Below are 24890 nucleotides of genomic sequence, written 5' to 3'. Positions count from 1 at the left end.
TGATGCGTCTGGTATCCATGCACCTCTCGAACGACCGGATCCTCTGGGGACATGTCCTCCTTGAGGACACCGACAACCCGGACGCGCACCTGGCGCAGATCCTCGTCCGTCCCATCGACACGGAGCCCGGGTATGAGCTGTTCGACAAGCACAACACGGTCCTGTCGGACCTGACAGTCCCAGCGACGCGGGAAGCGAACCGCATCGCGCAGACCCTCCTCATCCCCGCCTCCGAAATCGCCCGACGCGAGCAGGCCGCCCGGTCCGTCATCCACTCCGGGTACCTCGAAGGATTCCCCGACGACATGCCCTGGCAGTCACAGCTGTGGATGTACGCCCGCGGGGAGATTACCCCGGAGCAGCTCAGCGCCTACGCCGACGACAGCCGGCAGATCCCCCGCGACCCCGAATACACCGCCGTCAACGCAGCGGACGTACCCGAGGACTGGTGGCGGGCCACGCAGGCCCGGATCCGCCGGCACCTTCTCGACTCGACCCTCACCGAAGCGGAAGCCGCAGCCGCCCTGCAGATCAGCATCCATGAGGTTGGGGAGTTGTTCGGGTCGAACCGGCTGCTGAGCTTCGACCTCGAGGGCGAAGAACGCATCCCTGACTGACAACTCGTCAGGCCGGCCCTGCCCGAGTTTGGCGACCCGTCCGCCCTGCTGCCCGGACTTGCAGTGCTGTACGCGGCGGCACCGCAGCCGCTGCTGGACGCGGCAGCGATGACCGAGTTCATGACCACACCCCGCACGCACCTCACCATCGACGCCCACGCCCTGTCGCCGCTGCAATGGATTCGGGAAGGGCGCCCGCTCGAGACAGTCATCGCCCTGTTCCGGGAACGTGAATGGTGAGCGCCGCCAGCCGCCCCGACCTGTTCCTACTCAGCGTCGCTTTCGACCTCGCCGGCACCCACGGGCACATGTACTTCCGCGACCCGACCAGCCCGGAGCTCCGGCAAGTCATCGTTCACAACACCGACGGAAGCTCCGGCTACCGGTGCGAACCAGCACACGGTGACACCCGCGACGGGTGGGAGCCGTTCCTCACCGAAGCAGGCCGGCTCATGGCCCTCATCCGACCAGACACCCCGGAAGAACGCAGCTGATGCAACCCGCACTCGAATGGGTCGCCGCGGCCTACGCCGGGCGGCCTCAGATCACGATGCCATACGGGCTCGGCGACACCACCGACCTCACCGACACCCTCGCCGTCCTCAAACTCGCGGGACTCGCCGCAGCCGTGGAGACCCACGACACGATCCGCCTCGCCGACGGCCGCCGCGCACGCTTCCCAACACTGACACAGCGGCCTCGCGATGAGGACGTGGATGACGCGGAACTCCTCCTCATGGCACCGCGGACCGTGACGGCGACGCAGATCGCGCTCGCTGAACAGACCGCGACGGTGCTGCTGGTTGACGTCGACCGGCGACGCGTGTGGATCGGCGGGAAGCAAGTCCTTGGAGTGCACGAGCGGTGGAAGGACGCCGCCCCCATCTACATCACGTTCGCCGTCGCCCGGATGCTCGCCGTCAACGGCGCCACCTTCGACAGGCTCGTCCGGGCAGGGCTGACTGCCGGGCAGGTGGATGACGGGCTCGCGCGACTCGGGAAACGTGTGCACCGCACCGACATCGGATGGGAGTCGCGACAGGTGGGCGGCCTCGTCGACTGCGCTATCGCCTGCTACCCAGGACCAGGCGGCGTCCGCACTCGGTGGACGTCCGACCTGCCGCTCATCCAGCAGGCGGAACGACTCATCAGCGTCGGGTGCCGGATCTCCGGCCGTGCCATCTCCGACCGCCCCGGCTACCCCGCATCAGCAGGCGCGAGATGCCCTACCGGCTCGTCGCGTTCACCGAGCAGCAGGTCGACATGGCCGCGCTCGGGTTCGAACCCGACACGATCGGCTTCGCCGGCACCGAACTCATCCGGCTCGCCGACCCAACGATCTTCCTGACCGCAGCAGCCGCCGACTACACGGACCGCACCGACGACATCATCACCGCCAACACGCTCCTCCGCGCCGACTTCCGCAACGACGACGACGCAGCATCGTTGCAAGAGGTTCGCGACCGGCTGCAATTCCTCGCCGACACCGGTTACGACCTCCGACACAACCTTCCGAACTGACGCCGTCTGTTCGACGCCCAACGCGTCCGGTTGAGGCAGGTCCGTGAGATCCGGATCGGACAAGCTATTCGGGACGGCACGACGCTCGGCCGGCCGACGGATCGCCGTCGGTCGGTGAACGACCGTCATCTGAGACGACTCCCTAGCGCGGCCCTCCTGATGGTGGAGGATTCCACTGAGGACGCCACGACGTTGAATGCCGGCGTCAGCGGTGTTGTGCCGTAGGTTTCCTGTCGGAACCTCACAGATTGGCATTGCCTTCGATGACGACGTATGGCTACCGAATACACACGCTCGAGCCGCGCCTCGGTCGTGCCCGCGGAGACAACGGCGCGATGCCGTTAGAGGACGTAAGTGCCGCTGGCGGCGCTGTCGATGCGTTCGATCAGTTCAAGGTCGAGTTGCTTGCACTGCAGGACGATCGCACGCAGCTAGGTAACCCGACGTTCTACGTCGACGAGGTCACCGAGGCGGAGAGGCAGGCGCGCTTAGACGAGGCTGAGGGGGTGCCGTACTTCGAGGTCACGAACGTCGACGTGGAGGATCGCCGGATCCGCGTGACGATCGAGACCGGCCGTGAGCAGGATCACGATGCACTGGTGAGCCGCGACGGCACGCATGAGCCGATCGAACGGAAAGCAGCGGTACGAGGGATGCAAGTGGTCCTGCTGTTCCCGACGTCCGGGCCAGCGGCAATCATGCTGTCCGAAGTCCGTGGGCAGACCTATGTCGGGGAGCTGCTGATCAAGTGGCTGACACGCCGTGCTCAGCACGCCGCTGTCACAATCAACGAGGACAACCGGAAGGTCGTCGGCCCGTTCCTCAACTGGCATCTCACCCCGCAAATCGACGGCGCTCGGTTAGACGGGATCCTTGGTGAATCAGCCGACCCGTCGTTCCGCTTGCGCCGCCGAGGTGTCAGCGCCACCGGCACGCGCAGCAGTTACGACCTGGAACTGGTGCAGTGGGGGTTGAAGAAGACGCCCGTCGAGCGGGTGTTCGGCGCGATTCTCGCGATGGCAGAACGACGGGGGTCCACGACCGAGCTCGAGCGCCGGAAAGCTGCTGCCGCCGACGTCATCGAGCTCGTCGATCCGGCTGTCAGGAGTGGCGACATAGAGTACGACGACGCGGAGATCTCGATCGTTGAGAGGGGCAAGCGGCAGACCATCACCGCCGAGACTGTCGACAAGCTCTTCATCTACCCGCTCGGGCCGGTCCGCCCGAAGGGGTACCGTCTGATCTCCGAGGCTGCCCCGGTGGTGAACCGCATCGCGAAGGCGCTGAAGATCGCCGTCACCCTCCCTGAATGACCCGCTGATCGAACGGAGGATTTACACCGTGGCCTCTCGACTCGTGCCGATCGAGCTGTTCCGTGGGCACTGGAAGGCACTCAGTGATTACCGCAGCGAAACCCCAACCCCGGACCGCGCCACCCGTGCCACTCTGATCATCGGCCCAGTCGCCGCTCTCGTGGCTATGCTGCTGATCCCTGGCGCGCAACTCGCTGCTCCTGGGGCGCTCCTGAGCGGTGTAGCGCTGCTCGCGGGCAGCTTCCTCGCCGCGTGGGGGCAGATCTCCTCGATGCGATTGAAGCTCACCGATCGAATGGACCTCTACGGACAGACTGAGCAGATCGATCGGGACGCCCTCGACGAGTCCGCCGCGCACCTTCTCGTCGCGTCTCTGTTCTCTGCGGCGGCCGCGCTGATGCTCGTCCTCGGCATGAACTTTGCCGCAGATCCAAAGTCCGGCGCGATTCACGGAATCTTCGCTGCCCTAGCAACCGGCTTCGCCTCCTATGTGTTGCTCCTCTTCCTGATCGCCGTGCCCCGGTTGTACACCGCATATGTGAATCTGCATGCGGTCCGCGCTGCGTTGAACGGCACCCACAAGAGCCATCGGTGAGAAAGTCGGCGCCGCTGACCGGCGGAACCTTCTCAACGCCTCAAGACCCACCAGTCATTTTGTAAGTCACCCAGACAAAGCGGCGCACAGCAGGACCGCAGCGATGCTCGAAATCATGACCTGAACGGTGAGGGCGACGCGCACCGTTGGCCGCCGAGCCAGCACCGGTGCGCCGAACTCAACAGTGTCCGCCGACACCACTGACTGTCCGCCTCACCATCGACTCCCAGGACGGCCAAGGACCGGAGCGACATACCGAAGCCTGAAGCTATGTAACGAAGAGGTTACGTAAGCGGTAACGGCTTTACAGGCTTGCTACAGCAGCGCTCCGGCCAGTCTTGCGTAGTGGGGGGAGCAATCGAACTCCGAGACGGCGGGGTTAAGCATGGAGCGCAAGGCGAGTACCTCCCAGCGCTGGCAGCCACGCGCGGAACCTCAGGGTGTTCGCCAGATCGGAACCCCGGCAGCGCGCAGCGCCTCAGGTAAGCGTTCGAGTATGATGCGCATCGCGGAGACGAGCGCCTCAAAGCCCGCTGCCGTTTCATCCACAACATCCTCGAGCAAGGGCGGTAGGTAGGTAGAGAACGTCGAAGCGCTTAGGGTCAGCGCGCCGACTGTTTGGTCTGCTGCCCATGGATTCGCAGATGGCACACCCCCCTGGACACTCTGAGGACGCAGGCGGTGGTATCCCGCGTCTCGTCGGGCCAATAGCGCAGTCCACGCCGAGTTCGACGTTAAGCCCTCCAGCGGCACAACGAGGTCTACTAATGCGGACTCGCCGGTTCGAAGTGCGGCCTGCTTAAGGTGCTTCACGGTTTCGACGTTGAGGGAAAGGTTGGCAGTGCGCCCCGCGTCGAACGGCACCGGCAGGCCCGTCCACCGGAGTTTCTTATCGAGCCCCGCAGCGCCGCTGTGGATCCGGACGACTCGAGCGACGACGTTGACTGCAGCGTGTCCCGCACTCACGGCCCATAGTCCTGACGCCTCCGCCATGGCGCGGCCAGCCATGGAACGGCGACTTTCGCTGGCGTCATCAACCCGGGCGTCTCGCCATACCTCTCCATCACGGAGTGCAGCGAAAGCAAGTCCAAGTTGCTCACCCGCGGCTGCAGCGCGTCCCAGGAGGTCCGCGAAGTAGCCGTGTGGCAAACCTCTTGTCACACCATGAATCTCTGCCCACTCGTACTGGGCGCCTAGCATCTGCCAATCATGCGACACCATCGCGCTTGCCCGACTGACGGCGGTGAAAGGCTTGCCTGTGTCACCGGGTGACAAGCTGCTGACGACGGCGGCCACCACGGGGCCTTTCGGATGCTGTTGACTCACACGTAGAGTTTGATGCCCCTGGGTCGACACCACAACGGCTGCTCGCGGAACACTAGATCAGAACCGATCACTGTTGGGCGGCAGTGGCATGCAGGCGAAAGAGCACGCTCTCACGAGCGTGACGCTATCCTCAAGGCGTGCAGTCCGCCGTAACGAACATCTACGACTTCCTTGATGTATGGCTCGACGGAGAGTTGAATCTGACTGGAGCGCTCCGTGCGGCGGAGTGGCCGGAGGAACACCTTCTCGAATTCAGCCGTCAGTGGCCGGATCCGGATGGTGACTGCCTCGAAGCTGAACTGCGCGTTCTTTCGCCGGGCGAATTTCGGCCAATCGTCCCCTTGACCGGCGGCTCGATCGGTAGCCGAGCGCAGACGGTCCTCGAGCTACTTTTGTATGCGCCTGCCGTCGTCGTTCCGTCCGGCGACCTCCATGCTTCCTGGTCGCGTGGGCGACCGATGGATGGAGCGGCTCGGAATGACTTGAGGCGACAGCTTGAATGGCTTGCCGTCCTTCGCCCCTTTATCGAGTCGGGCGCCGTTGAATTCGTTAGAGGGCACGAGGGTGACGAGCTTGCGTCGATGTTCGACGGCGTCGGTGATGAACGGACGAATCATCGACTTAGGCTTATCGACGATATGACGATGAGCGATTGGAGCGAGGCCGGCTGGAACTGGCCGCAGGAGGTATCGGCCGACGAGATGTTTGGGCTCAATCGTGCGGTATCGCTTCATCTCGGTGCCTCTCTGGTCCTTGCGGCGGAACAAAAGGGGCAGTTCACCGCACTCGATGTGGTGAGTGAGATCGCAATGAGGCGGGCAATCGGAGGTCGTCGTGTTGAGGATGGGCGGGTCAGCATCCTTCGGCGCTTGGGGGATTTCGACCTCCCACGACTGGTTGAGCAACCAGATCTACTTCGCAACCTCCGAAGCGACGATGCATTTGAAAGCTGGCGAGCAGCGCTTCAAGCGGGCCTAGCTGTCGTCGGCGAGATACCGGACACTCCTGAGGGCCGCAAAGAAGCAGGCGGCGTGCTAGCAGATGTGCTGCAATCGAAGCTCTTTGCCGTGAAGAAGGCAACTTCCACCTCCGCCGTCATGTCCGCAGCAGTCCGTGGTTCGAAAAATTTCGCTATCGGGGGAATCGGGGCGGCGATCGGGACCGCGATCACTCAAGACCCTTCGGGTCTTGTCGGCGCTGCCGCTTCGGGTGCCGCCGATGTTGGCTGGGAGTATGTCGACCGCCTCGCGAAGCGCCGCGCGTCTTACGCCGTACTCGACATGACAATCGCTTTCACTGACTCAGCGCGATGAGGCTGAGGTTATAGGCGCCTGGCCGTCGCGGGACTGCTGCAGGTTCGGTTGACTCCTGAGAGGTAGGGGCATGTCCTCCTGCTGGAACGATGTGCGCACGGTGAAGGCGTATCCGGAAGAGTTCCGTCGTGACGTGATCGCGGTCGCCCGCTAGGGTGAGACATCGGCGCCAAGGACAAGATTGGCCAGCGAGGGTACTCAAACCCGCGATCACGATCGTCCGATCGTCCCAAGCGCGATGGGCCGTCGGTACTCCGAGCCCCGATAGTTCCAAGGGTCTGCTGTTGGTGCTTCACCGAGCTGATGACCGACGAACGAGACTGACGGCAAAGAGCGAACCGTAGTCATGCGTGCGCCAATTGTCCCGACGAACGGGAATCATCCGCCGGTAGCCGCTGGCACTCAGCTCCTGTTCTTGGCGACGTCCCCTCGCGGATCACTCTCGGCAGCCGTGGCCACTCGCGCTGGCGCATGAGTAGCGACAAGCCGTGACCTGATGTCAAGATGCAGACTGACCAAGGGGGAACATGACGAATCCGACACCCGCGACCAATCCTGCTACGGCATCGCCAGCCGATACAGTTGATACTGTCGCCCAGTTGACCAGCCGCACCCTGAAGTGGCTACTCGCCGGGCATCTCTCGGGGCTCGCCGCTTCCTTCACAGCCTTCGGGGTGGCTGTTCTCCTTCAGCAAAGCGCGGCATCCGTCACAAATGAAGCTATTCATGGTCAAGGTTTGACGGACGCTGAAGCCGAGGCGCTCATCGCCCGCGTCAACGATGGGTCGTCGAGAGCAGCAGACTCCTGGCTCACAGTCAGCTGGATCGCCTGGCTGTGCTTCCTCGTGTTCGCAGTCATCATTTCCGTCGTGCTCTTTCTCACAACCAAGGGCCGGATGCGCGAGCGTCTCGCGACGAACGGGTGGCTCTACACCTTCGTTTGGACAGCAGCATTGGGCGCCGCGAGCGCGCTTGCCCTCGCCGCGCTGTCTAACGCACTGATAGCGCATCTCAGTGCCTTCGCGCCATGGGTGTTTTTCGCCCCCGCGGTTATCCTTCTCGCCGTCGCAGCGCGCTTGAGTAGCGGATTCAGAAAAGCCCTTTTCCGATTCCTCAAGGAGCGCCTCCCTTCCTCGGCTACCTCTACGTAAGCGTCCACCAACAGCCCTTCAGGAGATCAGCCGTCTCGCACGACGCTCGGCCTATGGCGCAGACAATGCCCAAGCTCCCAGCTGTTGGCTCGTGCGCCCCGCGCTGACCATCGCAGGGGGCATGGAGACGGACGTCCCGACCGAGCACTGAGTCGCTTCCTCGCGGCGTGCTGCAAGAGACTCGTCCCACCTCCAAGCACTTCGTCACGCCCGATTTCGGCCTATCGTTGCAGGCCGCTTTGATGGTCGGATCGCCGCCTCTCGGCCTGCTCCTCGTGTTTTGCTTCCCGTTTCCGCGCCTTCTCTGCAGCAAGGTGCTGCCTGGTCTGCTGTTCTGCTTCGCGCTCCGCTTGCTCCCGCACCCATATCCGCACGAACTTGCTCGTCTTCTCACTCAACGGGTCCTTCAAGCCCCACGACGCCGCCGACAGCACGGCTTCGACGCGCTCTCCGATCAGGAGCAGAAGCCTTCGGGCAGCGACTGGGCTGAGTTCGACGACAACCGGCACGAAGGCGTCGTCCCTGAAGCCTGACGCAGGGCTGTAGTTGGAGTAACGACCGAATGCGTACGGCGCTTCTTTGAACCCGAGAGCGTGTTCCTCTGGACTGAGGTCGGCCGGTCCGAGGTGTGGGTGCAACGACGCAGCGAGCTTCTCGGCCTCTTCCTTTCGATGGGGACGTCCGTAGCCGTGAGCGTAGAGATCACGTAGCTGCGTGATCGGCGCCATCGCGCCGCCACCGATGCTCACCGGCCTGCTGAGGCAAGTCCGGTAGAAGAGGTCCGCCATTTTGCGAGACCAGGAGTGATTGCCCTTATATACCAGCGGCTCAGCATCGACGAAGAGTGCCCCCGGAATGGAAGCGAAGACGATTTCTGATAGAGCTACGCCGCGGCTCACGAGCATCAAGCCAGTGTGGGCATGAATCTCGAGCGGATTGGCTCCGAAGGCTTTTTCGGCCTCCCAGTAGACGTCGCCCATGTCGTGGAGTTCCGGGTCCAAGCGTGTTTCGACGTTCCCGACTACCTCTTCGAAGCGTTTGTCTATCTCCGGGCCGACAACCTGCAGGTACTGATGAATCGAGGCGAAGTCTCGGCGCGCGTCGTGAGCGATAGTCCGTAGGCGCGAGGCCCATGGTCCGGCGCTCGGATCGTCCTGCTCTATCACCGCGCACCTCTTCCAACCGCTTGTCCCTCGAGTACTGGTCCGCGGGGCTTCCCAAGAACACTTCGACCGCTGGCCTTCATTTTTCGCATGAGAAGACGGTAGAACAAACCACTGACGTCACGAACCGAGCGCGTCATGGGACCCGCACCAGTAGCCGATGCGCTGACAAACCTGTTCGGCCCACCCGATGGAGACCGGAGCTGCAGGGTCTGGAGCGAGATGCGCGTCTCGGGGGCCGATCCCCGCACGCGCAGCGACGATTGCGCCATTGACGACGGCGATGCTGTCTCTCTCACTGCGCTTCTGTCTAGGTGTCGACGGGCATTGAACGTCCGCAGCTTTGCCGACGAACGGCGAGAGGTCGTTCGCTCAGCCGATGTCAGTAGTGCTTCAGGATGTACCCCCAGGCAGAGTCGAAGGGCTCACCGGTGAGTGGCAGCTTGTACGTCCGGAACAGTTGACGCAGCTGACGGCGGATTGCCTTTTTGGAGGCATCCTTCGTCGCCCAGTTTGGATGCACGGCCTGCTTGACGAGGGCATCAACCTCGGCGACGACCTGTGAGACGAGCACGGTCATGCCCTCGGGGCGGTGCTCTTCGAAGATGCGCGTGAGCATGCCGATGTTCGGGTCTGGGAGATCTGCCAGGACCCCGCCATCTGCCTCTACTTCTGTAATCTTGAGGTCCTGTGCGACGCCGAACAGCGTGGTGAGGAACTCGATGGAGTCCTCCGCCGTCGCAATGACCCGCTGACGCAGCTGATCCAGGCGCTCGGCAATCGACGAGTAGCGAAGCGCTCCCTCGCCGCCGCCGTCGAGCTTGCGCTGGATGCGAGCGGTGAGGGAATCGAGGATGTCCCTTGCGGACTTCCCCTCGTACTCGGTCGGGACCGGCGGCAGCTGACCGCTCTCGCTCATCTTGCGGATCGTCTCTGCGTCGGCGATCACGACAGCGATGTTCCGATCGGAGACTCGGACGTTGCGCATGTGCTGGTGGACCAGCTCGCGGGTCTTCGGCCCGAGACGCTCCCACAGCAGATCATCGTCGTCGCTCTCAGCCGGGATCGCGGCATACACCTGCGCGTACCAGCGGTAGTCGTTAGCCCAGTCATCGAGAGCCGCGTCCGGGAAGATCGTCTCCCACAGTCCCTGCGAGAGAGCGAACTCTGCACGGAACTCTGCGCGGTCCTCGGTGTCGGCCGGCACCCGCTCGAGCGCCGCCTGCAGCGAGTCCATGGATCCGTCTCGGGTTATGCCCACGAAGCGGCGGCGAATCTCCTTAAGGGCGCCCTCGAGGGTGCGCAGTAGCTCCTCGGTGTCGATCTGGCGCTGTGCGTGTTCGGGGTTGGAAGGAGCGATCGCGCGAGCGAATCCGTCGCCGAGGCCGACATAGTCGACGATCGTGCCGTAGCTCTTAACGAAGCCTGTGTCCGGGTTCCGCCACGGCCTGTTCGTTCGGGTGATTGTCTGGAAGAGCGTGTGGAGTTTCATCGGCTTGTCGAGGTACAGAACGCCCTCGATCGGGGCGTTGAACCCGGTGCCGAGCTTGGCCGTGACGATGAGGAACTTCAGCGGGTCGTGCGCGTCCCGGAACCGGTCCAGCAGCGCTTCCTCTTCGGCGTCACTGAGCTTGTACTGCTCGTAGTCGCTCTTGCCCGACGCCGAGATGACGACCGCCACCTCGTCTGCGCGTCCGGCGCCGGCCAGCGCGCCACGGAGAGCTGCGTCGTAAAGAGTGCAGAGCTCCTGATCGGCCACGACAATTTGTGCCTTCATCCCGAGCGGGTCGATCGACTTGTAGAAGTGCTCGACGATGTCGGCGCTGACCGCTGCGATCCGTTCCGGGTTGTGGAAAATCGCCCGAGCATTGGCGACTCGCCGGGCGTTGGACTCCTTTTGCGTCTCGGTGAGTTCTTCCTCGGTGGCAAGCGCATCGAATGCCGCGTCGAGCTCATCCTTGGCGATGTCGAACTTTACCGGCCGAGGAATGACCCTCATCGGCACGGTGGTGCCATCGGCGATGGAACGGTCCGAGTCGTATGTTCCGAGAGCCCATTCCGGGTCCCGCTCGTCTCCGAACAGCTGGTATGTGTTCCGGTCCAAGTCTGCGATCGGAGTGCCGGTGAAGCCGTATCGGTGAGCGCTCGGGAGCGCTGCGCGCATCGCCTCACCCAGCGAACCCTCCTGGGTGCGGTGGGCCTCGTCGACGAGCAAGACGATGTTGTCACGCTCGCTGAGCACGCCCGCGCCAGCGAACTTGTGCACGGTGGTGGCGATGATGCCGCGCTGGCCTTGCTTGAGCGCCGTCTGCAGCGAAGCGAGCGTGGCCGCCTTGACCGGCTCGGGGACACCGGCGGAGGCGAACTGCGAGAAGGTCTGGGTGACCAGCTGAGTGCGGTCCGCCACGGCGACGATCGTCGGGTTGTTCATCCGCGGATCGAAGTACAGCCGCGTGGCCACCCACGACATCGTGAGCGTCTTGCCCGAGCCCTGCGTGTGGTAAACCAGGGCGCGGGAGCCTTGCTCGCTGGTGGCTCTGGCGACGATCTTCTCCACTGCCTCGTACTGGAAGTACCGCGGTAGAAGCTTGATCGTTTGGCCGGCGCCGTCTGCGTCCTGCACGTCGAACGCCGCGTAGTGCTCAATGAGGTTGAGTATGACCGTCGGGTTGAGAAGCCCCGCCACGCTCATCTTCACCCGGTCCCACCCCTCGACGGTCGCTGGCACCTCCGACGAGCCCCAACGGTTCCAGTGGTCCAGAGGGGTGCGCACGCCGGCGTACCGAAGGTCCTTTCCGTCGGTGGCGAACGACAGCAGGTTCGGCGTGAAGAACACTGGCTGATGCACCTCGTAGGAGGAATGGATGTCCTTCGCACCGTCCTTCCACGTCACCGTCGTTGACACCGGCGTCTTCGTCTCCCCAACCACGATGGGGATGCCGTTCACGAACAGCACGATGTCGAACCGAGCCCCCTGGTAGGTGACCTCGTCAGAGACGAGGAACGTGTTCTGTTCCGGGCGGGTGAAGCTGATCGCCTCGTACGGCTCGACATGATTTGTGTCGGGCATCAATACGGTTCCGCCGCCGCGCAGCAGACGTGTAAACGTCTGGTTCGCCGCCATGAGGCCCTCGTCAGCTGCGCTGAGCGCCGCGCGACGAAGTTCTCCGAGCACCGCATCCGCGCGCCCCGCGAGCCCCGGGTTCAGCTCCTCGATCGCGGCGCGTAAGTCTGATTCGACGAACACCTGCGACGTGGTTCGCGGGAGGTCCTTGCCGGGGATATAGGTCCACCCGGCGTCCACCAGCAACTTCACGAGCGGATCCTGCACCGTGCTCTTCTCGTTGTACCCGTCGCTCACGCGGCATCCCCCTTCAGCAGAGTGTCATACGAAGACGGAATTTCGTGCTCCCCGGACAGCAGCACTGTCAGCAGGTTGTGACGCAGCGTGCGGAGCGCCTCGCCAGCGGCACGGGCGGACAGTGCGACGTTCTCGAGTCTGTCGAAGGTTGCGACTTGGGCGGCTCGAATTTCACTATCTTCCGGCCATGGCACGTGCATATTGCGCAGCGTCCCTGCCGCTATGTTGCCGAGACCCGTGGAGCCGGACGCCGCGGCTGTCATTGCAGCCTGGAATGATGGCGCCCGCATCATCCAGTACAGGTGAGCGGAATTGGCGGACTCGACGGGCTCGACGACGAACTGGAAGGCGGATACCGTGGCGCCAATATGTCTCTCCGGTACGCGGTAGATGTTGCCGATCCGATCGTGGTTGCCGTTCGTACGGATCGCGATCAGCGAGTTTTCGGTGAGGCGCGCAACCTTGGCGCTAAGTCCTTGAATGAGCGTGGGCTCTCCGCGGATACTGCCGTCCGGCTTCGTATTCGCGATCGTGAGTACCGGCGTCACGCCCTCTCCGGCGTTGCTGCGCACATCCGCCCTACCCCAGGACGCCCCAGACACGACGGAGGCGAGCGAACCAACGTCGGCCGTCGCTTCGCCCCCACTGGCATCGAGCATTGCACCAAGGAGCGAAGCGGCTTCAGTAGCCTCCGCCTCAACCGCTTCCTCAGCGTCGCCGAGGGCCGCCATCAGGTCCACGATGCGCCGCTGCTCGTCTAGCGACGGGAGCCTCAAGGGGATTGACTCGAAGGCGTTCTGGCTCAGCGTCTTCCGTCGCAGCACAGATCCAACGCACCTTACCGACATTGCCTCATGGAACTCCGGCGATGTAGTCAAAATCGCCATATATTCGGGAAGCAGTCGGGAGCGGTCGATCGAGTAGGTCGGGAAGGTTTGAGGAGTGACGAACGCTCCGTCAAACTCACTCGACACCACCGCACTCGGTGCCTCGAACGCTGTGATGGTTCGGTAGACCAGGTCATCGCTGTGAAGCTCGAGAAGCTTGCCGAATTTCATCGAGTCGCCGCGAACAGGGGCGCGGTCGACGAGACCCCACCCGCTGCGCTGCACACCGACGATCCGGTACAACACGTCGGCCTGGACGGCGGTGAAGTCTCTCCGCCGGGTAGTCACCTCGCCCAGCGTCACCTCACGCCACCCGTCACGCATCGAAGCCCGCTTCTCTTAGCCGCGCGTCGAGAGCAGCTCGCGCGCTGTTCATACGCTCCTGCGCTTCGCGCAGCGCTGCCAGCGCCGCGTCGACGTTCGCTTCAGCCTTGGTCTCCGTCTGGATATAGCGGCCAATATTCAGGTCATAGTCGTTCGATTGAATTTCGTCGCGCGCGACTAGGCTGACGTTGACGCCGCCTGCACCGTCGGCGTCGGTACCCGTCACGTAGCTCGTTGTGATGGAGTCGACGTCATCGTCGTCGAGGATGTTCTGGTTCCTGCCGGGCTTGAAGCGTGCCCGCGCGTCGATGAATAGAACCTGCCCTTGTCGCTCCACCGTCTTGCTTGCTCGGAAGATCAGTAGGGACACCGGGATCGATGTTGAATAGAACAGGTTGTTTGGCAGCCCAATCACGGCCTCGAGCAGGTCTTTCTCGATCACCCACCGGCGCATGTCGGATTCTCGGCCGCCACGGAAAAGCGCTCCGTGCGGCATGACAACGCCGACCCGGCCGGTGTCGTCTTTCATCGTGGCGAGCATGTGCTGGATCCATGCCCAGTCCCCGCTCTTTGCCGGCGGGACGATGCCGCCGAGAGCCCGCTTGTACTTGTCCTTCCCCCAGGTGCTCGACGGCCAGTTGTCGAGGGAGAACGGCGGGTTGGCGATGACGATATCGAACTTGCGGAGCTCGCCGGTCTCATCGAGGAGCTTCGGTTCTCGAAAGGTGTCGCCACGCTTGATCTCGAAGTCCTCGAGCCCGTGGAGGTACAGGTTCATGCGGGCGATGCCCGCGGTGGTGAGGTTCTGTTCTTGGCCGTACAGCAGGAGTGAGTCAGGGTTGGCACCTGCGAGCTTCACGGCTTCGACCGTTTCGACAAGCATGCCGGCGGACCCGCATGCGGGGTCGCAGATCGAATCTCCTGGCTGCGGGTTGAGGATCTTCACCAGTAAATGGACGACGTGTCGAGGTGTGAAGAATTCACCAGCCTTTTTCCCGGATGCTTCCGCGAATTCTCGCAGCAGGTACTCGTACGCCGAGCCCAGCATGTCGCCGGACACGTGCGCCGGGTCGAGAGTGAGGCGAGCAAACACGCCCATGAGCGCCCTCAGCGCCGACTCGGGGATGCGCTCTGTGTTCGCCCAGTTCACGTCGCCGAACACGCCGGAGAGCTTGCCGGGATTGGCTTCCTGAGTGCTGACAAGGGCCTTGTTGAGCGCCGCGCCCGGCCTCTTCGTCACCCCATACGTGTCATCCCAGTGAGCCCCGTCAGGGACGAGGAACGTCTGATAGTCCTCTTCTTCGATTTCCTGGGTCCAGCCATCGCCGAGTTCCTCGACCGCCTGGTCGTGCCGGTAGTCGTAGACGTCGCTGATCCACTTGTAGAAGAGCACGGGGAAGACATAGGCCTTGAAGTCGCCTGGGTCGACCGGCCCGCGAAGGGCATTCGCAGCAGCCCAAAGCGCCTGCTCAAGCTCTCGTTGCGTGAGGTGGTCGGGGGTAGCGGGCACCAGCGTCATCGAGCCTCCGGTCGTGGGATTCCCCCGTTCCTGGGGCAGCATCACGCTATCGCGGGATGCGCGCGCTTGCGGCCTTCGTCATGGCCAGACCATATATACGATGCGTCTCCGGTCCGCCAATGCGCGGGTCGCTCGACGGCGACGGGACAAAGCTTTGAATCTCCGCGCCCTGCAGCCCAGCGACGCCGGCGTCGACTTCGGCAGCGGCGCGAGCTGGGTAGCTGGCGCGCTTCCGAGCGCGAAGCCCGTGCCCGAGCCGACGACCGTCAAGAACCGGGAGCACCTCGACCTGGGCGGCGAGGATGCCGCCGCCGAGATTCGCTCGTCACGCTCGGCGCTCTCCGAGTCCCCGGGATGGACGACGACGGCGGATTCCGAGCGAAACGAGGTCTGCGTGCTGCGCGAAGCTGTGTCAGGCGATGGGTCGTGCCGTCCTGCTCGGCGTCGGCAAGCTCAACCTGCTGCGCGTTTCAACGGCTGCAGTCTCAACTACTTCGAGAGAAGTCTCATCTGGGTTGAGAAACGACAAGCGACTCTGATCGAAAAACGGAGCGAGTGACGGGAATCGAACCCGCGCTACCAGCTTGGGAAGCTGGAGTTCTACCATTGAACTACACTCGCGCATCCCGCCGAACGGGACCGCACCAGCCTAGCGGATGATCCGCTGGATGCCAGCCGAGCGCTCCCGCGAGCCGCGGGGCGGACGTGTTCCGCGCCTCCCGGCCGCCCTGTCTCTCCGCTGTGAGACGCCGTCCTCCACGGACACTCCCCGGACGCCGTGTGTACCGTCCAGGGGGACCAAGCGAGTGTCAGCACGACCGAACCGAGGAGGAACCGGATGGTCAGGCATCCCCTCATCGACGACGTGGTCGGACCGGCCATCGTGGTGGATTCGAGCGCGCCGGTCGTCTGGCTGACCGAGTCCTTCGACTCGCTGCTGCGTCGTGCGTCCGCCTCCGGTCGCACGGTCGTCCTGCGGACCGGCCCGGAGGCTGCGCTCACCCCCGCCCTCCGGCACGCGCTCGGCACCCACGGTGCCGCATGGGCAGTCCGCGGGTCGGACGGCGAGCTGCGCGACGGTCGCACCGGCGTGCCCGCCGCCGGCATCGAGGACTTCGTCGAGCACGGACCGGAACTGCTCGGCGACCCGTCGCCGGAGCACCGGGAGGCCCGGGGCTCGGTCCGGCAGATCAGCATCGACCTCACGCTCCGCCACCACGACGAGCGGTCGGTGGACGTCGGTTCCGCGATCGAAGCGCTCTGCGCTGCCGTCGACACCTGCCCGACACGGTGGGGGACCTCCGAGCCGCTCACCTCTGCCTGGGACCGCTGGGTCGTCACGCAGTACGCGAAGCACGAGTCGCCGGGCATCAGCACCTCCTACGCCGTCGGCGACGGCATCTCCGCGACGATGACAGCGCATCTGACCGACGGGGTCGTCGTCGAGACGATGTCCGCGGTGCTCACGGTGCCCGAGGGCGGGACGGATCCCGGGCTCGCCGGTCGTCTGCTGGACGCTGTGCACCGGGTCGCGAGCGACGTCGAGCCGGTGTTCGGCGTCGTCATGCAGCGCCGCGGGGACGCCGACCACCTGGTCCGCGCGGTCTCGTACGGCGAGCCGGAGCCGCTCGCGGTGATCGTCGGCCCCGAGGCCACCCGATTCCTCGACCGCCGCGGCGAATGGCCGCCGGTCCGCACCACGACCGAGACCTTCGCCGGCGAGGTCGGCGAGGGGCTCGTCGTCCGCTTCGAGGACGGCTGGGTCGCACTCGAGTCGTTCCTCGACCGCATCGACGAGGACCGCTTCCTGCAGCTCGTCGGCGGGGCCCCGCTCGACCCGGCCCACGACGACGGCGCCCTCGGGGCGCACGCCATGCAGCACGGCGGGCAGGGGTCGCAGGGTGCCGCGTGAGGTGACCCTGCTCTGTCGTGGTCCGGTCGAGGTCCGCGACGTGGCCGAAGCCCTGCTCCTGCACGACGACTCCTGGGGCGTCCGTGCCCTCGACGACGGCCCGATGACGCAGGTCTGCCGCGACGCGACGCACCCGGTCATCACGGTGCTCGGGGTCCGTCGGGTCGACTCCCTGGACGAGGTCACCCGACTCCTGCCGGACGCCCCGGCGATGTCCGTCCCGCTGTGGTGGGTCGACACCGTCACGCCGCTGGGCGCGGACGGCGAGGCCGGGGTCACCGCGGCCCTCGAGGCATCGCTCGACCTCGATGCGGTGTGCATCGTGCACGGGGACTGACGGTCCGGCGCTCCTGGTCAGGGGCAGTCACCGCGGAGCCGCTCGACGGCGTCGCGGAGCGCGGGGACGTCGGTGCGGGCGGTGTTCAGCAGGACGGAGGCGGGGGCGTCGGACGGTCGGCGCGTCAGCTGCTCTCCGAGTGCCGCCAGCCGCGCCCAGGGGATCGTCGGTTCGGTCGCGGTCATCGCTGGCGGCAACTCCCGGACCGAGGACGCGATGTCGACGAGGCGCATCCGGACGGCGTCCGCGACGACCGCCTCGGGCAACGTCGGGTCGTCGGCGTACTCCTGGATCCGCGCGCACGCTGTGACGACGTCCTCCAGCGACCGCTCGACCGCCCTGGTCACAGCGGGACCGTCCGGTCGAGGACGTCGGAGGGCAGGGCATCGGCGGCGAGGACCTCGACCCGCACCCCGAGCAGCTGCTCCGCTTCGTCCTGCATCCGCATGAGGGCGAAGATCCCGGCGGCAGGGGCCAGCTCCACGACGAGGACGACGTCTGCTGCCCACTCGTCCGGGTGGGCTCGCTCCGTGCCGTCGAGCAGCTGCCGCACGCCGACCGCGCCGTGCTGCTGCAGCACGCCGAACAGCTCGTCCCGGTGCCGTGCGACCAGTCGTCGGAGCGGTGCCGGTTCGGCCACGGGCTGCAGGTCGATCGCCGTCCGGAACCCGGCGGCGAGCAGGAGCCGCTGCAGGGCTGCCAGTGAGGGCTCCCGGCGGCCGTTCTCGTACGTGCTGATGACGCTCTGGGTGACACCGGCGCGGGCGGCGAGTTGGACCTGGGTCAGGTCGGCGCGCTGCCGTGCCTCGCGGATGATCGCGGCGGCGGAGAGCGTCATCGGTGACGCACGAGGATGGCGTGGCAGCATGGCGCCACGATACACAGTATTCCGTATTTCGTACGCCTACAGAGGGACTCGATCAGTTCGAGCGCGACACGTCCGCACGGTGGAAGTTCAACGCCGAACGGGACGGCGTCGGCCCGCGCTGCCCCTGGTACCTCGACTGGTACTCGGCGGACCCGTACGGCTTCTCGGCCGGGCTCGACAGCTGGAAGAAGCAGAGCTGCCCGATCTTCATCCCGGGCCACAGCTTGATGGGCAGGGTCGCGACGTTCGACAACTCCAGGGTCACGTGTCCGGAGAAGCCCGGGTCGATGAAGCCCGCCGTCGAGTGGGTCAGGAGGCCCAGTCGGCCGAGCGAGCTCTTGCCCTCGAGTCGTGCGGCGATGTCGTCCGGCAGCGAGACCACCTCGAACGTCGACCCGAGCACGAACTCACCCGGGTGCAGGACGAACGCCTCGTCCGGGTCGGTCTCGACCAGGCGGGTGAGCTCGGGCTGGTCCTCGGCGGGGTCGATGTGCGGGTACTTGTGGTTGTCGAACAGCCGGAAGTACTTGTCGAGCCGGACGTCGATGCTCGACGGCTGCACGAGCGAGGCGTCGTACGGGTCGAGGCCGATCCGGCCCTGGTCGAGCTGAGCGGCGATGTCGCGGTCGGAGAGCAGCACGCTGGAAGCCTAGTCGTCGGCCCGTGCCCCGTCAGGACTCGAAGGCGTCGAGGACCCAGTCGTCGGTGGGCAGGGTGCGGTCGTGCCAGCGCATCCGGATCGAGCCGTCGTGGACCGCGTGGAAGTCGGGGTGGCCCTCACGGAGCTGGCAGCGGTGCCCGTGCAGCGTCCGCGGGCAGCGGTCCTGGTCCGGTACGGCCCCGCTGCGGCCGACGACTGCCCCGACCAGGCGGACGGCGACGCGGCGCAGGCGAGCACGGCCGGTGCGACGGAGGCTCGCGCGCCGGAGGACGGGACGCGCGGCGGACGGGGGACGACGTGATGTGCGCACAGGATGCTCCAGCTGTTCGCCATGGATCTGATGGATCGAGCGGCCGGGGTCTGGGGCTACCGAAACGCTAACCGCGCGCACCTCGGAGTGGGTGGAGTCCGCGCGACTAGGCTGAAGGTGTCCGCTTCAGCACCCAGCCCCCGCGCTGCAGCCACTTCTCGCAGGAGCGCTGATACCCATGACCACCACCACCACACCCACGGGCTCCCTCGCCCGGGGCCGACGATGACTTCCTTCACCGACGCAGCCCGTCGCCTCCAGGGTGGCGACGACGACGCCCTGGCGGGTGCGTTCGTCGACGTCCTCCCGGTGGCCGGCGCCGCGCTCTCCACGCTCGGTCGGCCCTTCGGCAGCGCCGTGATCGCCGCCTCTGATCCGCGAGCCGCGGAGTCGGACGAACAGCAGGTGCTCCTCGGTGAGGGCCCGGGCTGGTCTGCGCTGCGGAGTGGGGCTCCCGTCCTCGCCTACGACCTGAGCGAGACGACCGACGACGAATGGCCGTCCACCCGTGCGGCCCTGCGGGCGACGGGATGGGCCGGGCTGCTCTCGTTCCCGCTCTCCGTCGGCACCTTCGACATCGGCGCCGTGACGCTGTACCGACTCGAGACCCAGCCGCTCGCACCCGCCGAGCTCTCCGAGGCGAAGCTGCTCGCCGGGCTGGCCGCGCTCCGTGTCCTGTACACGACGACGCGTGACCTCGAAGGCGGCATCGCCACCTCTGCCGTCTCCGTCACACATTCGTCCGGGCGTCACGTGCACCAGGCGACCGGCATGGTGGTCGCCCAGCTGGGCCTCACTCCGGAGAACGCGCTGCTGGTCCTCCGTGCACGCGCCTTCGCGGACGGGCAGCCCCTCCGCGCCATAGCCGAAGCCGTCATCGAGCGGCGCATCGACTTCCGAGACCCACGCACAAACGACCCCGCACGGAAAGAAGACCGCTGATGACGCAGAGCAGAGAGCAACGCCTCGTCGACACGTTCGTCACCCTCGCCGACACCCTCGTCGACGACTACGACGTCATCGAACTGCTCCAGATGCTGGTGGGGAAGGCAGCGGACCTGTTCGACGTCACCGCGGCCGGCATCATGCTCGCGACCCGGACCGACGAACTCGAGTTGGTCGCGTCGACCAGCGAGCGGAGCAACCTCGTCGGCGTCATGCAGCTCGACGCCGGCGAAGGTCCCTGCGTCGAGGCCTACCGCACCGGCCGGGTCGTCACCGTGGGCAGCACCGCCGAGTTGCGCCGACGGTGGCCAGCGTTCGCAGCGGCGTCGGAGCGGTTCGGGTACGCGTCGGTGCACGCCATCCCGCTCCGTCTGCGGGACGAGACGCTCGGCTCGATGAACCTCTACCGCGAGCGGCCGGGTGCGCTGGGCGACGAGGACATCGTCGCCGCCCAGGCGCTGACGGACGTCGCGACCATCAGCATCCTGCAGCAGCGCGGACTCGAGCGGGCCACCATCGCGCGCGACCAGCTCCAGCGGGCGCTCGACAGCCGGGTGGTCATCGAGCAGGCCAAGGGGTTCCTCGCGCAGACGCACGAGGTCGACATGGACCAGGCGTTCGTGATGCTCCGGTCCTACGCGCGGTCCCACCAGGTGCCGCTCGCGGAGACCGCGCGGCAGGTCGTCGAGCGGACCGTCTCGATCTGAGGATGACCGGGGCCGACCGTCAGGCGAGCTCGCGCAGGTCGGCCCCGTGCTGGATGACGTCCGCGGCGACGTCGCGCAGACCGCGGCCGGTGCGCACGGCGCCGTCCCGGAGGACCCGGAAGGCCTCGTCGATCTGGACGTCCCGCCGGTACGCCAACGCGCCCTTGGCCTGTTCGAGCAGCACCCGGGCCTCCAGGGCGTCCGCGATCTGCTCGTCGAGCGTCCGTTGCGTCCCCTGCGCGCGGTGGCGTGCCAGAGCCGCGGAGGCCGCGTCGGCGAGCAACTGGATCATCACGACGTCCTGGTCGTCGTGTCCCCGGTCGTGGTCCGCGAAGACGCACAGGCATCCGATGGTCGCGGTCCGCAGCCGGATGGGCTCGGCGAAGGTGCCGATCAGTCCGCGGTCGCTCATGGTCTGGACGAAGGTCGGCCATTCCGCGGCCTTCGTGGAGACGTCCGGGACGTCGATCGTCCCGCCGGTCCGGTAGCAGTCCAGACAGGACCCCTCGTTCGTGCCGAGCTGGGCTTCCTCGGCGTCGATGCCCCGCTCGCTCGTCGAGGCGATCACGTGCAGGACGCCGGACCGGTCGGCCAGGACGATCCCCGCCTCGGCGGACCCGGTCCACCGCACGCATGCGTCCACCGCCCGGGTCATGGCGTCGAGGACGTCGAGCGACGGGTCCAGCACGGCGGCGACCGCGCCGAGCACGTGGTCGAACCGGTCCTGGTCGTCGAACTCTGTCGTCGTCGTCACCCGCCCGAGCGTACGGGGGTGGCCCGGGACGCCGCGCAGCATCCTGCCCTCGCGCGTCCAGACCCGCGCGCCTACGATGGAGGGTCCGCGGACCGCGGACGGAACCGACCCGAGACAGGTATGGCCGTCACGTCACCCCAGCCCCACCCCGACGCCGCAGGTCGTCCGGACACCGCCTCCCGACCGGGAGGCCCGGCACCGGAGACCGCGCCCGTCACCACCCGCACGTCCACCGTCGCGACCGTCCTCGTGATCGCCCTGCCGCTCGTCGTGGCGTGCGCGCTCCTCGGGATGACGATCACCGGGGCGTTCACCGCGAACCAGCAGCTCGTCTCCGCGGGTGACGTCGTGCAGTTCGGTCTCGTCGCCGCCCGTGGTGTGCACGACGGGGTCGCCGCGCTGACCGTCGGTCTGCTCATCGTCGCCGCGTTCGCGCTGCCCGCGCAGAAGGCCGACCACGGGGCGATGTCCTCCGTGCAGCACCGGGCCGCTCGGTGGGCGGCGGTCTCCGGGTCGGTCTGGTTCCTCGCCGCGGTCGCCGGGATCGTCCTGACCGGGGCGAACACCCTCGGCGTCCCGCTGACGAGCCCCGTCTTCGCCCGCAACTTCCTGCTCTTCGCATTCCAGGTCGAGATCGGGCAGTCGCTCGTCGTCTCCGCCGCGGCCGTGCTCATCGCCACGCTCGTCGCCGCGTTCGCCACCCGGGCCACGACCCTCGCCGTCGCCACGGTCGCCGCGCTGTTCGCCCTGCTGCCGCTCGCGCTCTCCGGCCACGCCGCCGGCTCGCTCGAGCACGCGAACGCCGTCAACTCGCTCGCCGTGCACCTGCTCGGCGTGTGCGTCTGGGCCGGTGGACTCGTCGCCGTCGTGCTCCTGCGTGTCCGGACGAAGGGCGCCACCGGACGGGTCGTCGCGCGGTACTCCACGCTCGCCGGGTGGGCCTTCGCCGCCGTGGCGTTCTCCGGCATCGTCAACGCGCAGCTCCGGCTGACCGGGCCGCTCGACCTCGTCACGACGCCCTACGGCTGGCTCATCACGACGAAGGCCGCGATCCTCGTGCTCCTCGGGATCGCCGGGGTCGTACAGCGCCGCAAGCTCGTGCCCGGGCTGCTCCGCGCCCCGACCGACCGCCGACTGTTCGTCCGCTTCGCCCTGGCCGAGATCGTGTTCATGGCCGTCGCGATCGGCGTCTCGGTCGCCGTCGCCCGCAGCCAGCCGCCGATCCCGCAGACGCCGGAGACCGGGGCCGACACCCGCTCCGGGCTCATCGGGTACCCGTACCCGCCCGAGCAGACGATGCAGACCTACCTGTCGCACTGGCACATCGACTGGATGTGGCTCGCGCTCGCCCTGGTCGGCGCCGGCTGGTACCTGTGGAGCGTCCGCAAGCTCAAGCAGCGCGGTGACTCCTGGCCGGTCGGCCGGACCATCGCCTGGCTCGTCGGCTGCGCCGTGTTCATCTGGACGACCTCCGGGGGACCGGCCGTCTACGGCATGATCCACTTCTCGTCGCACATGGTGCAGCACATGCTGCTCATGATGTTCGTCCCGCTGCCGCTCGTGCTCGGCGGTCCGGTGCTCCTCGCGCTGCGGACCCTGCCGGTGCGCAACGACGGCTCACGCGGTGCCCGTGAATGGCTCATGCTCTTCGTGCACTCGCGGTGGATGCAGTTCCTCGCGAAGCCCGCGGTCGCCGGGGTGGTCTTCGCCGGGTCCCTCGTCGTGTTCTACTTCACGCCGGCGTTCGAGTACGCGATGCAGTCCCACGAGTGGCACATCGTGATGATCGTGCACTTCGTCCTGAGCGGGTACCTGTTCTTCTGGGTGTTCGTCGGCATCGACCCGGGCCCCCAGCGCCCGCAGTACCCGATCCTCATCATCGCCCTGCTCGCGACCCTGGCCTTCCACGCGTTCTTCGGCGTCGCGGTGATGACGTCGCAGTCGGTGTACGCGATCGACTGGTTCCACGCCCTCGGACAGACGAACGACGCGGCACTGCTCGACGACCAGCACACCGGCGGCGGCATCGCGTGGGGCGCCTCCGAGCTGCCGATGGTGTTCGTCGTGCTCATCGTCGTGCGCAACTGGGTGCGGTCGGACGAGCGCACCGCCAAGCGGAAGGACCGCCAGGCGGAGCGGGACGGCGACGCCGAGCTCGACGCGTACAACGAGCGCCTGTCGGCGATGCAGCGGCGCGACTGAGCATGTCCACCGGCTCGGGGGCCGACAGCGGCGCCGTCCGGGACGCGTACGGACGGCGCGCAGCCGAGTACACCGAGCAGCTCGGGTCCATGGTGTCGATGCACGCTGCCGACGTCCACCTCGTCACGACGTGGGCGGCGGGGCTCGGCGGCCCCGTGCTCGACGCCGGGTGCGGTCCCGGCCACTGGAGTGGCCACCTCGCCGACCGGGGGCTCGACGTCGTCGGACTGGACCAGGTGCCGGCGTTCGTCGAGCACGCGCGGCGGACCCATCCGTCCGCTCGGTTCCACCTGGGCAGCGTCGACGACGTGCCGGCCGAGGACGGGCACTTCGCCGGCGTGCTCGCCTGGTACTCGCTCATCCACCACGGCCCGGCGGGCATCGGTCGGCCGTTGGCGGAGGCGGCGCGGGTCCTCCGCCCGGGCGGCGGGCTGCTCGTCGGCTTCTTCACCGGCGATCGCGCAGCGCCGTTCGACCACGCGGTGACGACCGCGTACCGCTGCCGCCCGACGCACTGGCCGACGCGGTCCGCGCCGCCGGTTTCACGGTGCTCGAGGTCCACACCCGGACAGTGGCGACGCCGGGCCCCCGCCCGCACGGCGCGCTGCTCGCGGTGCGCTGACCGACGCGACCGGACGCCGGACCGGGCCGGTGCGGAGGGGCGCGGATCGGGCCTCCAGGCCGGTGCGGAGGACCGGCGGGCGAGCAGTCAGGGGAGGTCGTGCGGCCCGCGGAACTGTCCCCAGCCGAAGCGGCTCTCGGCGATGAACTCCTGCAGGGCACTCTGCACCAAGCGGGCCATCATCTCGGGCCCGTCGTCGAGCCAGAGCCCCCCGGACACTCCACGCTCTCCGGCGATCCGCCACCACACGACCGCGTTGTTCGTCTCGACCAGGTCGTCCGGCTGGAGGGCGTGCCCCCACGGGTCGTCAGCCGGGGTGAGGTGGAAGCGGGTCGAGCGCAGCTCGTCGGCGTGCAGCATCTCGCGGAACACCGGTTCGAGGAGCGCGAGGACCGCCCGCACCTCCATCACCGCACCCTCGGCCACGGGGACACGCTACCGGCGCACGGGCACACCGAGCCGGCCTGGAGGCGCGGGGCGGG

26 protein-coding genes, 1 tRNA gene and 1 pseudogene are annotated in these 24890 nt (G+C 66.7%); 16 read left to right on the top strand and 12 right to left on the bottom strand.

Annotated elements, in window-relative coordinates; genetic code table 11:
* Positions 1 to 17: 17 nt before the first annotated feature.
* The 7 genes from DEJ16_RS03605 (at position 18) to DEJ16_RS03585 (ending at position 4046) form a co-directional block, all read left to right on the top strand.
* On the top strand, positions 18 to 617 hold the full coding sequence (locus DEJ16_RS03605; RefSeq protein WP_146232812.1) for an antitoxin VbhA family protein: 600 nt from the start codon (positions 18 to 20) through the stop codon (positions 615 to 617).
* A gap of 108 nt (positions 618 to 725) precedes the next feature.
* The gene (locus DEJ16_RS15920) at positions 726 to 857 is read left to right on the top strand and encodes a hypothetical protein (RefSeq protein WP_258365791.1); all 132 of its coding nucleotides are present in this window, start codon (positions 726 to 728) and stop codon (positions 855 to 857) included.
* Entirely contained in the window at positions 854 to 1111 is a 258-nt protein-coding gene (locus tag DEJ16_RS03600; RefSeq protein WP_146232811.1) for a hypothetical protein, read from the top strand. The genes DEJ16_RS15920 and DEJ16_RS03600 overlap by 4 nt, the downstream gene beginning before the upstream one ends.
* Complete coding sequence (locus DEJ16_RS15475; protein WP_146232810.1) at positions 1111 to 1965, top strand: hypothetical protein; 855 nt, start codon at positions 1111 to 1113, stop codon at positions 1963 to 1965. The genes DEJ16_RS03600 and DEJ16_RS15475 overlap by 1 nt, the downstream gene beginning before the upstream one ends.
* Positions 1881 to 2138, top strand: a complete 258-nt coding sequence (locus DEJ16_RS03595) for a hypothetical protein (RefSeq protein ID WP_146232809.1) — start codon at positions 1881 to 1883, stop codon at positions 2136 to 2138. Before DEJ16_RS15475 ends, DEJ16_RS03595 begins: the two co-directional genes overlap by 85 nt.
* A 263-nt stretch (positions 2139 to 2401) precedes the next feature.
* Complete coding sequence (locus tag DEJ16_RS03590) at positions 2402 to 3451, top strand: hypothetical protein (RefSeq protein WP_146232808.1); 1050 nt, start codon at positions 2402 to 2404, stop codon at positions 3449 to 3451.
* A 28-nt stretch (positions 3452 to 3479) separates the two neighbouring features.
* Positions 3480 to 4046, top strand: a complete 567-nt coding sequence (locus tag DEJ16_RS03585) for a hypothetical protein (RefSeq protein ID WP_146232807.1) — start codon at positions 3480 to 3482, stop codon at positions 4044 to 4046.
* A 435-nt stretch (positions 4047 to 4481) separates the two neighbouring features.
* Here the strand turns inward: DEJ16_RS03585 and DEJ16_RS15470 are convergent, their stop codons facing one another.
* Positions 4482 to 5372 carry a hypothetical protein gene (locus DEJ16_RS15470; protein ID WP_146232806.1) on the bottom strand — a complete coding sequence of 297 codons (891 nt, stop codon included), beginning with the start codon at positions 5370 to 5372 and terminating at the stop codon, positions 4482 to 4484.
* A gap of 137 nt (positions 5373 to 5509) precedes the next feature.
* On the opposite strand from DEJ16_RS15470, the gene DEJ16_RS15465 reads away from it, so the two are divergent.
* Both DEJ16_RS15465 and DEJ16_RS03580 read left to right on the top strand, forming a co-directional pair.
* Entirely contained in the window at positions 5510 to 6685 is a 1176-nt protein-coding gene (locus DEJ16_RS15465) for a hypothetical protein (protein ID WP_146232805.1), read from the top strand.
* 599 nt (positions 6686 to 7284) lie between these two features.
* Positions 7285 to 7836, top strand: a complete 552-nt coding sequence (locus DEJ16_RS03580; protein ID WP_146232804.1) for a hypothetical protein — start codon at positions 7285 to 7287, stop codon at positions 7834 to 7836.
* 221 nt (positions 7837 to 8057) lie between these two features.
* On the opposite strand, the gene DEJ16_RS15460 is transcribed toward DEJ16_RS03580, so the two are convergent.
* The 4 genes from DEJ16_RS15460 to DEJ16_RS03555 all read right to left on the bottom strand — a co-directional run bounded on the left by DEJ16_RS15460 (position 8058) and on the right by DEJ16_RS03555 (position 15090).
* Positions 8058 to 9002 carry a hypothetical protein gene (locus DEJ16_RS15460; RefSeq protein WP_146232803.1) on the bottom strand — a complete coding sequence of 315 codons (945 nt, stop codon included), beginning with the start codon at positions 9000 to 9002 and terminating at the stop codon, positions 8058 to 8060.
* A gap of 379 nt (positions 9003 to 9381) precedes the next feature.
* The gene (locus DEJ16_RS03565) at positions 9382 to 12360 is read right to left on the bottom strand and encodes a type I restriction endonuclease subunit R (protein ID WP_110823244.1); all 2979 of its coding nucleotides are present in this window, start codon (positions 12358 to 12360) and stop codon (positions 9382 to 9384) included.
* A complete protein-coding gene (locus DEJ16_RS03560) occupies positions 12357 to 13571 on the bottom strand; it encodes a hypothetical protein (protein WP_110823246.1) in 1215 nt (404 codons plus the stop codon). The genes DEJ16_RS03565 and DEJ16_RS03560 overlap by 4 nt, the downstream gene beginning before the upstream one ends.
* The gene (locus DEJ16_RS03555; protein ID WP_110823248.1) at positions 13564 to 15090 is read right to left on the bottom strand and encodes a class I SAM-dependent DNA methyltransferase; all 1527 of its coding nucleotides are present in this window, start codon (positions 15088 to 15090) and stop codon (positions 13564 to 13566) included. Before DEJ16_RS03555 ends, DEJ16_RS03560 begins: the two co-directional genes overlap by 8 nt.
* A gap of 100 nt (positions 15091 to 15190) precedes the next feature.
* Here DEJ16_RS03555 and DEJ16_RS15455 point away from each other — a divergent pair, with 100 nt between their 5' ends.
* Positions 15191 to 15649: a hypothetical protein gene (locus DEJ16_RS15455; RefSeq protein WP_146232802.1), complete on the top strand. Its 459-nt coding sequence runs from the start codon at positions 15191 to 15193 to the stop codon at positions 15647 to 15649.
* Here the strand turns inward: DEJ16_RS15455 and DEJ16_RS03550 are convergent.
* Positions 15641 to 15711, bottom strand: a tRNA-Gly gene (locus DEJ16_RS03550). The two genes, DEJ16_RS15455 and DEJ16_RS03550, sit on opposite strands and share 9 nt — an antisense overlap.
* Positions 15712 to 15928: 217 nt before the next feature.
* Between DEJ16_RS03550 and DEJ16_RS03545 the strand changes: the two genes are divergently transcribed.
* Together DEJ16_RS03545 and DEJ16_RS03540 are read left to right on the top strand one after the other, a co-directional pair.
* Entirely contained in the window at positions 15929 to 17002 is a 1074-nt protein-coding gene (locus tag DEJ16_RS03545; RefSeq protein ID WP_110823250.1) for a DUF6177 family protein, read from the top strand.
* Entirely contained in the window at positions 16992 to 17339 is a 348-nt protein-coding gene (locus DEJ16_RS03540; protein WP_110823252.1) for a hypothetical protein, read from the top strand. The genes DEJ16_RS03545 and DEJ16_RS03540 overlap by 11 nt, the downstream gene beginning before the upstream one ends.
* A 17-nt stretch (positions 17340 to 17356) precedes the next feature.
* Here the strand turns inward: DEJ16_RS03540 and DEJ16_RS03535 are convergent, their stop codons facing one another.
* Genes DEJ16_RS03535 through DEJ16_RS03520 form a run of 4 tightly spaced genes read right to left on the bottom strand, consistent with a single transcriptional unit; the run spans position 17357 to position 19178 of the window.
* Positions 17357 to 17686: a DUF86 domain-containing protein gene (locus DEJ16_RS03535; protein WP_110823254.1), complete on the bottom strand. Its 330-nt coding sequence runs from the start codon at positions 17684 to 17686 to the stop codon at positions 17357 to 17359.
* The gene (locus tag DEJ16_RS03530; RefSeq protein WP_110823256.1) at positions 17683 to 18207 is read right to left on the bottom strand and encodes a helix-turn-helix transcriptional regulator; all 525 of its coding nucleotides are present in this window, start codon (positions 18205 to 18207) and stop codon (positions 17683 to 17685) included. Before DEJ16_RS03530 ends, DEJ16_RS03535 begins: the two co-directional genes overlap by 4 nt.
* Before the next feature lie 52 nt (positions 18208 to 18259).
* Positions 18260 to 18847, bottom strand: a complete 588-nt coding sequence (gene dcd / locus DEJ16_RS03525; protein WP_110823258.1) for a dCTP deaminase — start codon at positions 18845 to 18847, stop codon at positions 18260 to 18262.
* A 31-nt stretch (positions 18848 to 18878) separates the two neighbouring features.
* Positions 18879 to 19178 carry a hypothetical protein gene (locus tag DEJ16_RS03520; protein WP_110823260.1) on the bottom strand — a complete coding sequence of 100 codons (300 nt, stop codon included), beginning with the start codon at positions 19176 to 19178 and terminating at the stop codon, positions 18879 to 18881.
* A 225-nt stretch (positions 19179 to 19403) separates the two neighbouring features.
* On the opposite strand from DEJ16_RS03520, the gene DEJ16_RS03515 reads away from it, so the two are divergent.
* On the top strand, positions 19404 to 20120 hold the full coding sequence (locus DEJ16_RS03515; RefSeq protein ID WP_181419440.1) for a GAF and ANTAR domain-containing protein: 717 nt from the start codon (positions 19404 to 19406) through the stop codon (positions 20118 to 20120).
* Positions 20120 to 20830, top strand: a complete 711-nt coding sequence (locus DEJ16_RS03510; RefSeq protein WP_110823264.1) for a GAF and ANTAR domain-containing protein — start codon at positions 20120 to 20122, stop codon at positions 20828 to 20830. The genes DEJ16_RS03515 and DEJ16_RS03510 overlap by 1 nt, the downstream gene beginning before the upstream one ends.
* Positions 20831 to 20849: 19 nt before the next feature.
* Here DEJ16_RS03510 and DEJ16_RS03505 read toward each other — a convergent pair whose 3' ends face one another.
* Complete coding sequence (locus tag DEJ16_RS03505) at positions 20850 to 21584, bottom strand: GAF and ANTAR domain-containing protein (RefSeq protein ID WP_181419439.1); 735 nt, start codon at positions 21582 to 21584, stop codon at positions 20850 to 20852.
* Positions 21585 to 21704: 120 nt separating this feature from the next.
* On the opposite strand from DEJ16_RS03505, the gene DEJ16_RS03500 reads away from it, so the two are divergent.
* Positions 21705 to 23786 carry a cytochrome c oxidase assembly protein gene (locus DEJ16_RS03500; RefSeq protein WP_110823269.1) on the top strand — a complete coding sequence of 694 codons (2082 nt, stop codon included), beginning with the start codon at positions 21705 to 21707 and terminating at the stop codon, positions 23784 to 23786.
* Between the two features lie 2 nt (positions 23787 to 23788).
* Positions 23789 to 24172, top strand: a pseudogene (locus tag DEJ16_RS16035) (class I SAM-dependent methyltransferase); the annotation flags it as partial.
* A 323-nt stretch (positions 24173 to 24495) separates the two neighbouring features.
* Here DEJ16_RS16035 and DEJ16_RS03490 read toward each other — a convergent pair.
* On the bottom strand, positions 24496 to 24834 hold the full coding sequence (locus DEJ16_RS03490) for a hypothetical protein (protein WP_110823271.1): 339 nt from the start codon (positions 24832 to 24834) through the stop codon (positions 24496 to 24498).
* Positions 24835 to 24890 lie beyond the last annotated feature (56 nt).

The organism is Curtobacterium sp. MCJR17_055, from assembly GCF_003224335.1.
Taxonomy (GTDB): Bacteria; Actinomycetota; Actinomycetes; order Actinomycetales; family Microbacteriaceae; genus Curtobacterium.
The sequence above is the reverse complement of the archived record's forward strand: the minus strand, read 5'-3'. Positions and strand labels throughout refer to the sequence as shown.

Bases quoted from the DNA above. Each gene is read 5' to 3' on its own strand.
- DEJ16_RS15920 (WP_258365791.1), top strand. From the start codon at position 726: ATGACCGAGTTCATGACCACACCCCGCACGCACCTCACCATCGACGCC.
- DEJ16_RS03560 (WP_110823246.1), bottom strand. From the start codon at position 13,571: ATGCGTGACGGGTGGCGTGAGGTGACGCTGGGCGAGGTGACTACCCGG.
- DEJ16_RS03515 (WP_181419440.1), top strand. From the start codon at position 19,404: ATGACTTCCTTCACCGACGCAGCCCGTCGCCTCCAGGGTGGCGACGAC.
- DEJ16_RS15475 (WP_146232810.1), top strand. From the start codon at position 1,111: ATGCAACCCGCACTCGAATGGGTCGCCGCGGCCTACGCCGGGCGGCCT.
- DEJ16_RS03545 (WP_110823250.1), top strand. From the start codon at position 15,929: ATGGTCAGGCATCCCCTCATCGACGACGTGGTCGGACCGGCCATCGTG.
- DEJ16_RS15455 (WP_146232802.1), top strand. From the start codon at position 15,191: ATGCGTCTCCGGTCCGCCAATGCGCGGGTCGCTCGACGGCGACGGGAC.
- DEJ16_RS03500 (WP_110823269.1), top strand. From the start codon at position 21,705: ATGGCCGTCACGTCACCCCAGCCCCACCCCGACGCCGCAGGTCGTCCG.
- DEJ16_RS03590 (WP_146232808.1), top strand. From the start codon at position 2,402: ATGACGACGTATGGCTACCGAATACACACGCTCGAGCCGCGCCTCGGT.
- DEJ16_RS03530 (WP_110823256.1), bottom strand. From the start codon at position 18,207: ATGCTGCCACGCCATCCTCGTGCGTCACCGATGACGCTCTCCGCCGCC.
- DEJ16_RS03595 (WP_146232809.1), top strand. From the start codon at position 1,881: ATGGCCGCGCTCGGGTTCGAACCCGACACGATCGGCTTCGCCGGCACC.
- DEJ16_RS03510 (WP_110823264.1), top strand. From the start codon at position 20,120: ATGACGCAGAGCAGAGAGCAACGCCTCGTCGACACGTTCGTCACCCTC.
- DEJ16_RS03605 (WP_146232812.1), top strand. From the start codon at position 18: ATGCACCTCTCGAACGACCGGATCCTCTGGGGACATGTCCTCCTTGAG.
- DEJ16_RS03555 (WP_110823248.1), bottom strand. From the start codon at position 15,090: ATGACGCTGGTGCCCGCTACCCCCGACCACCTCACGCAACGAGAGCTT.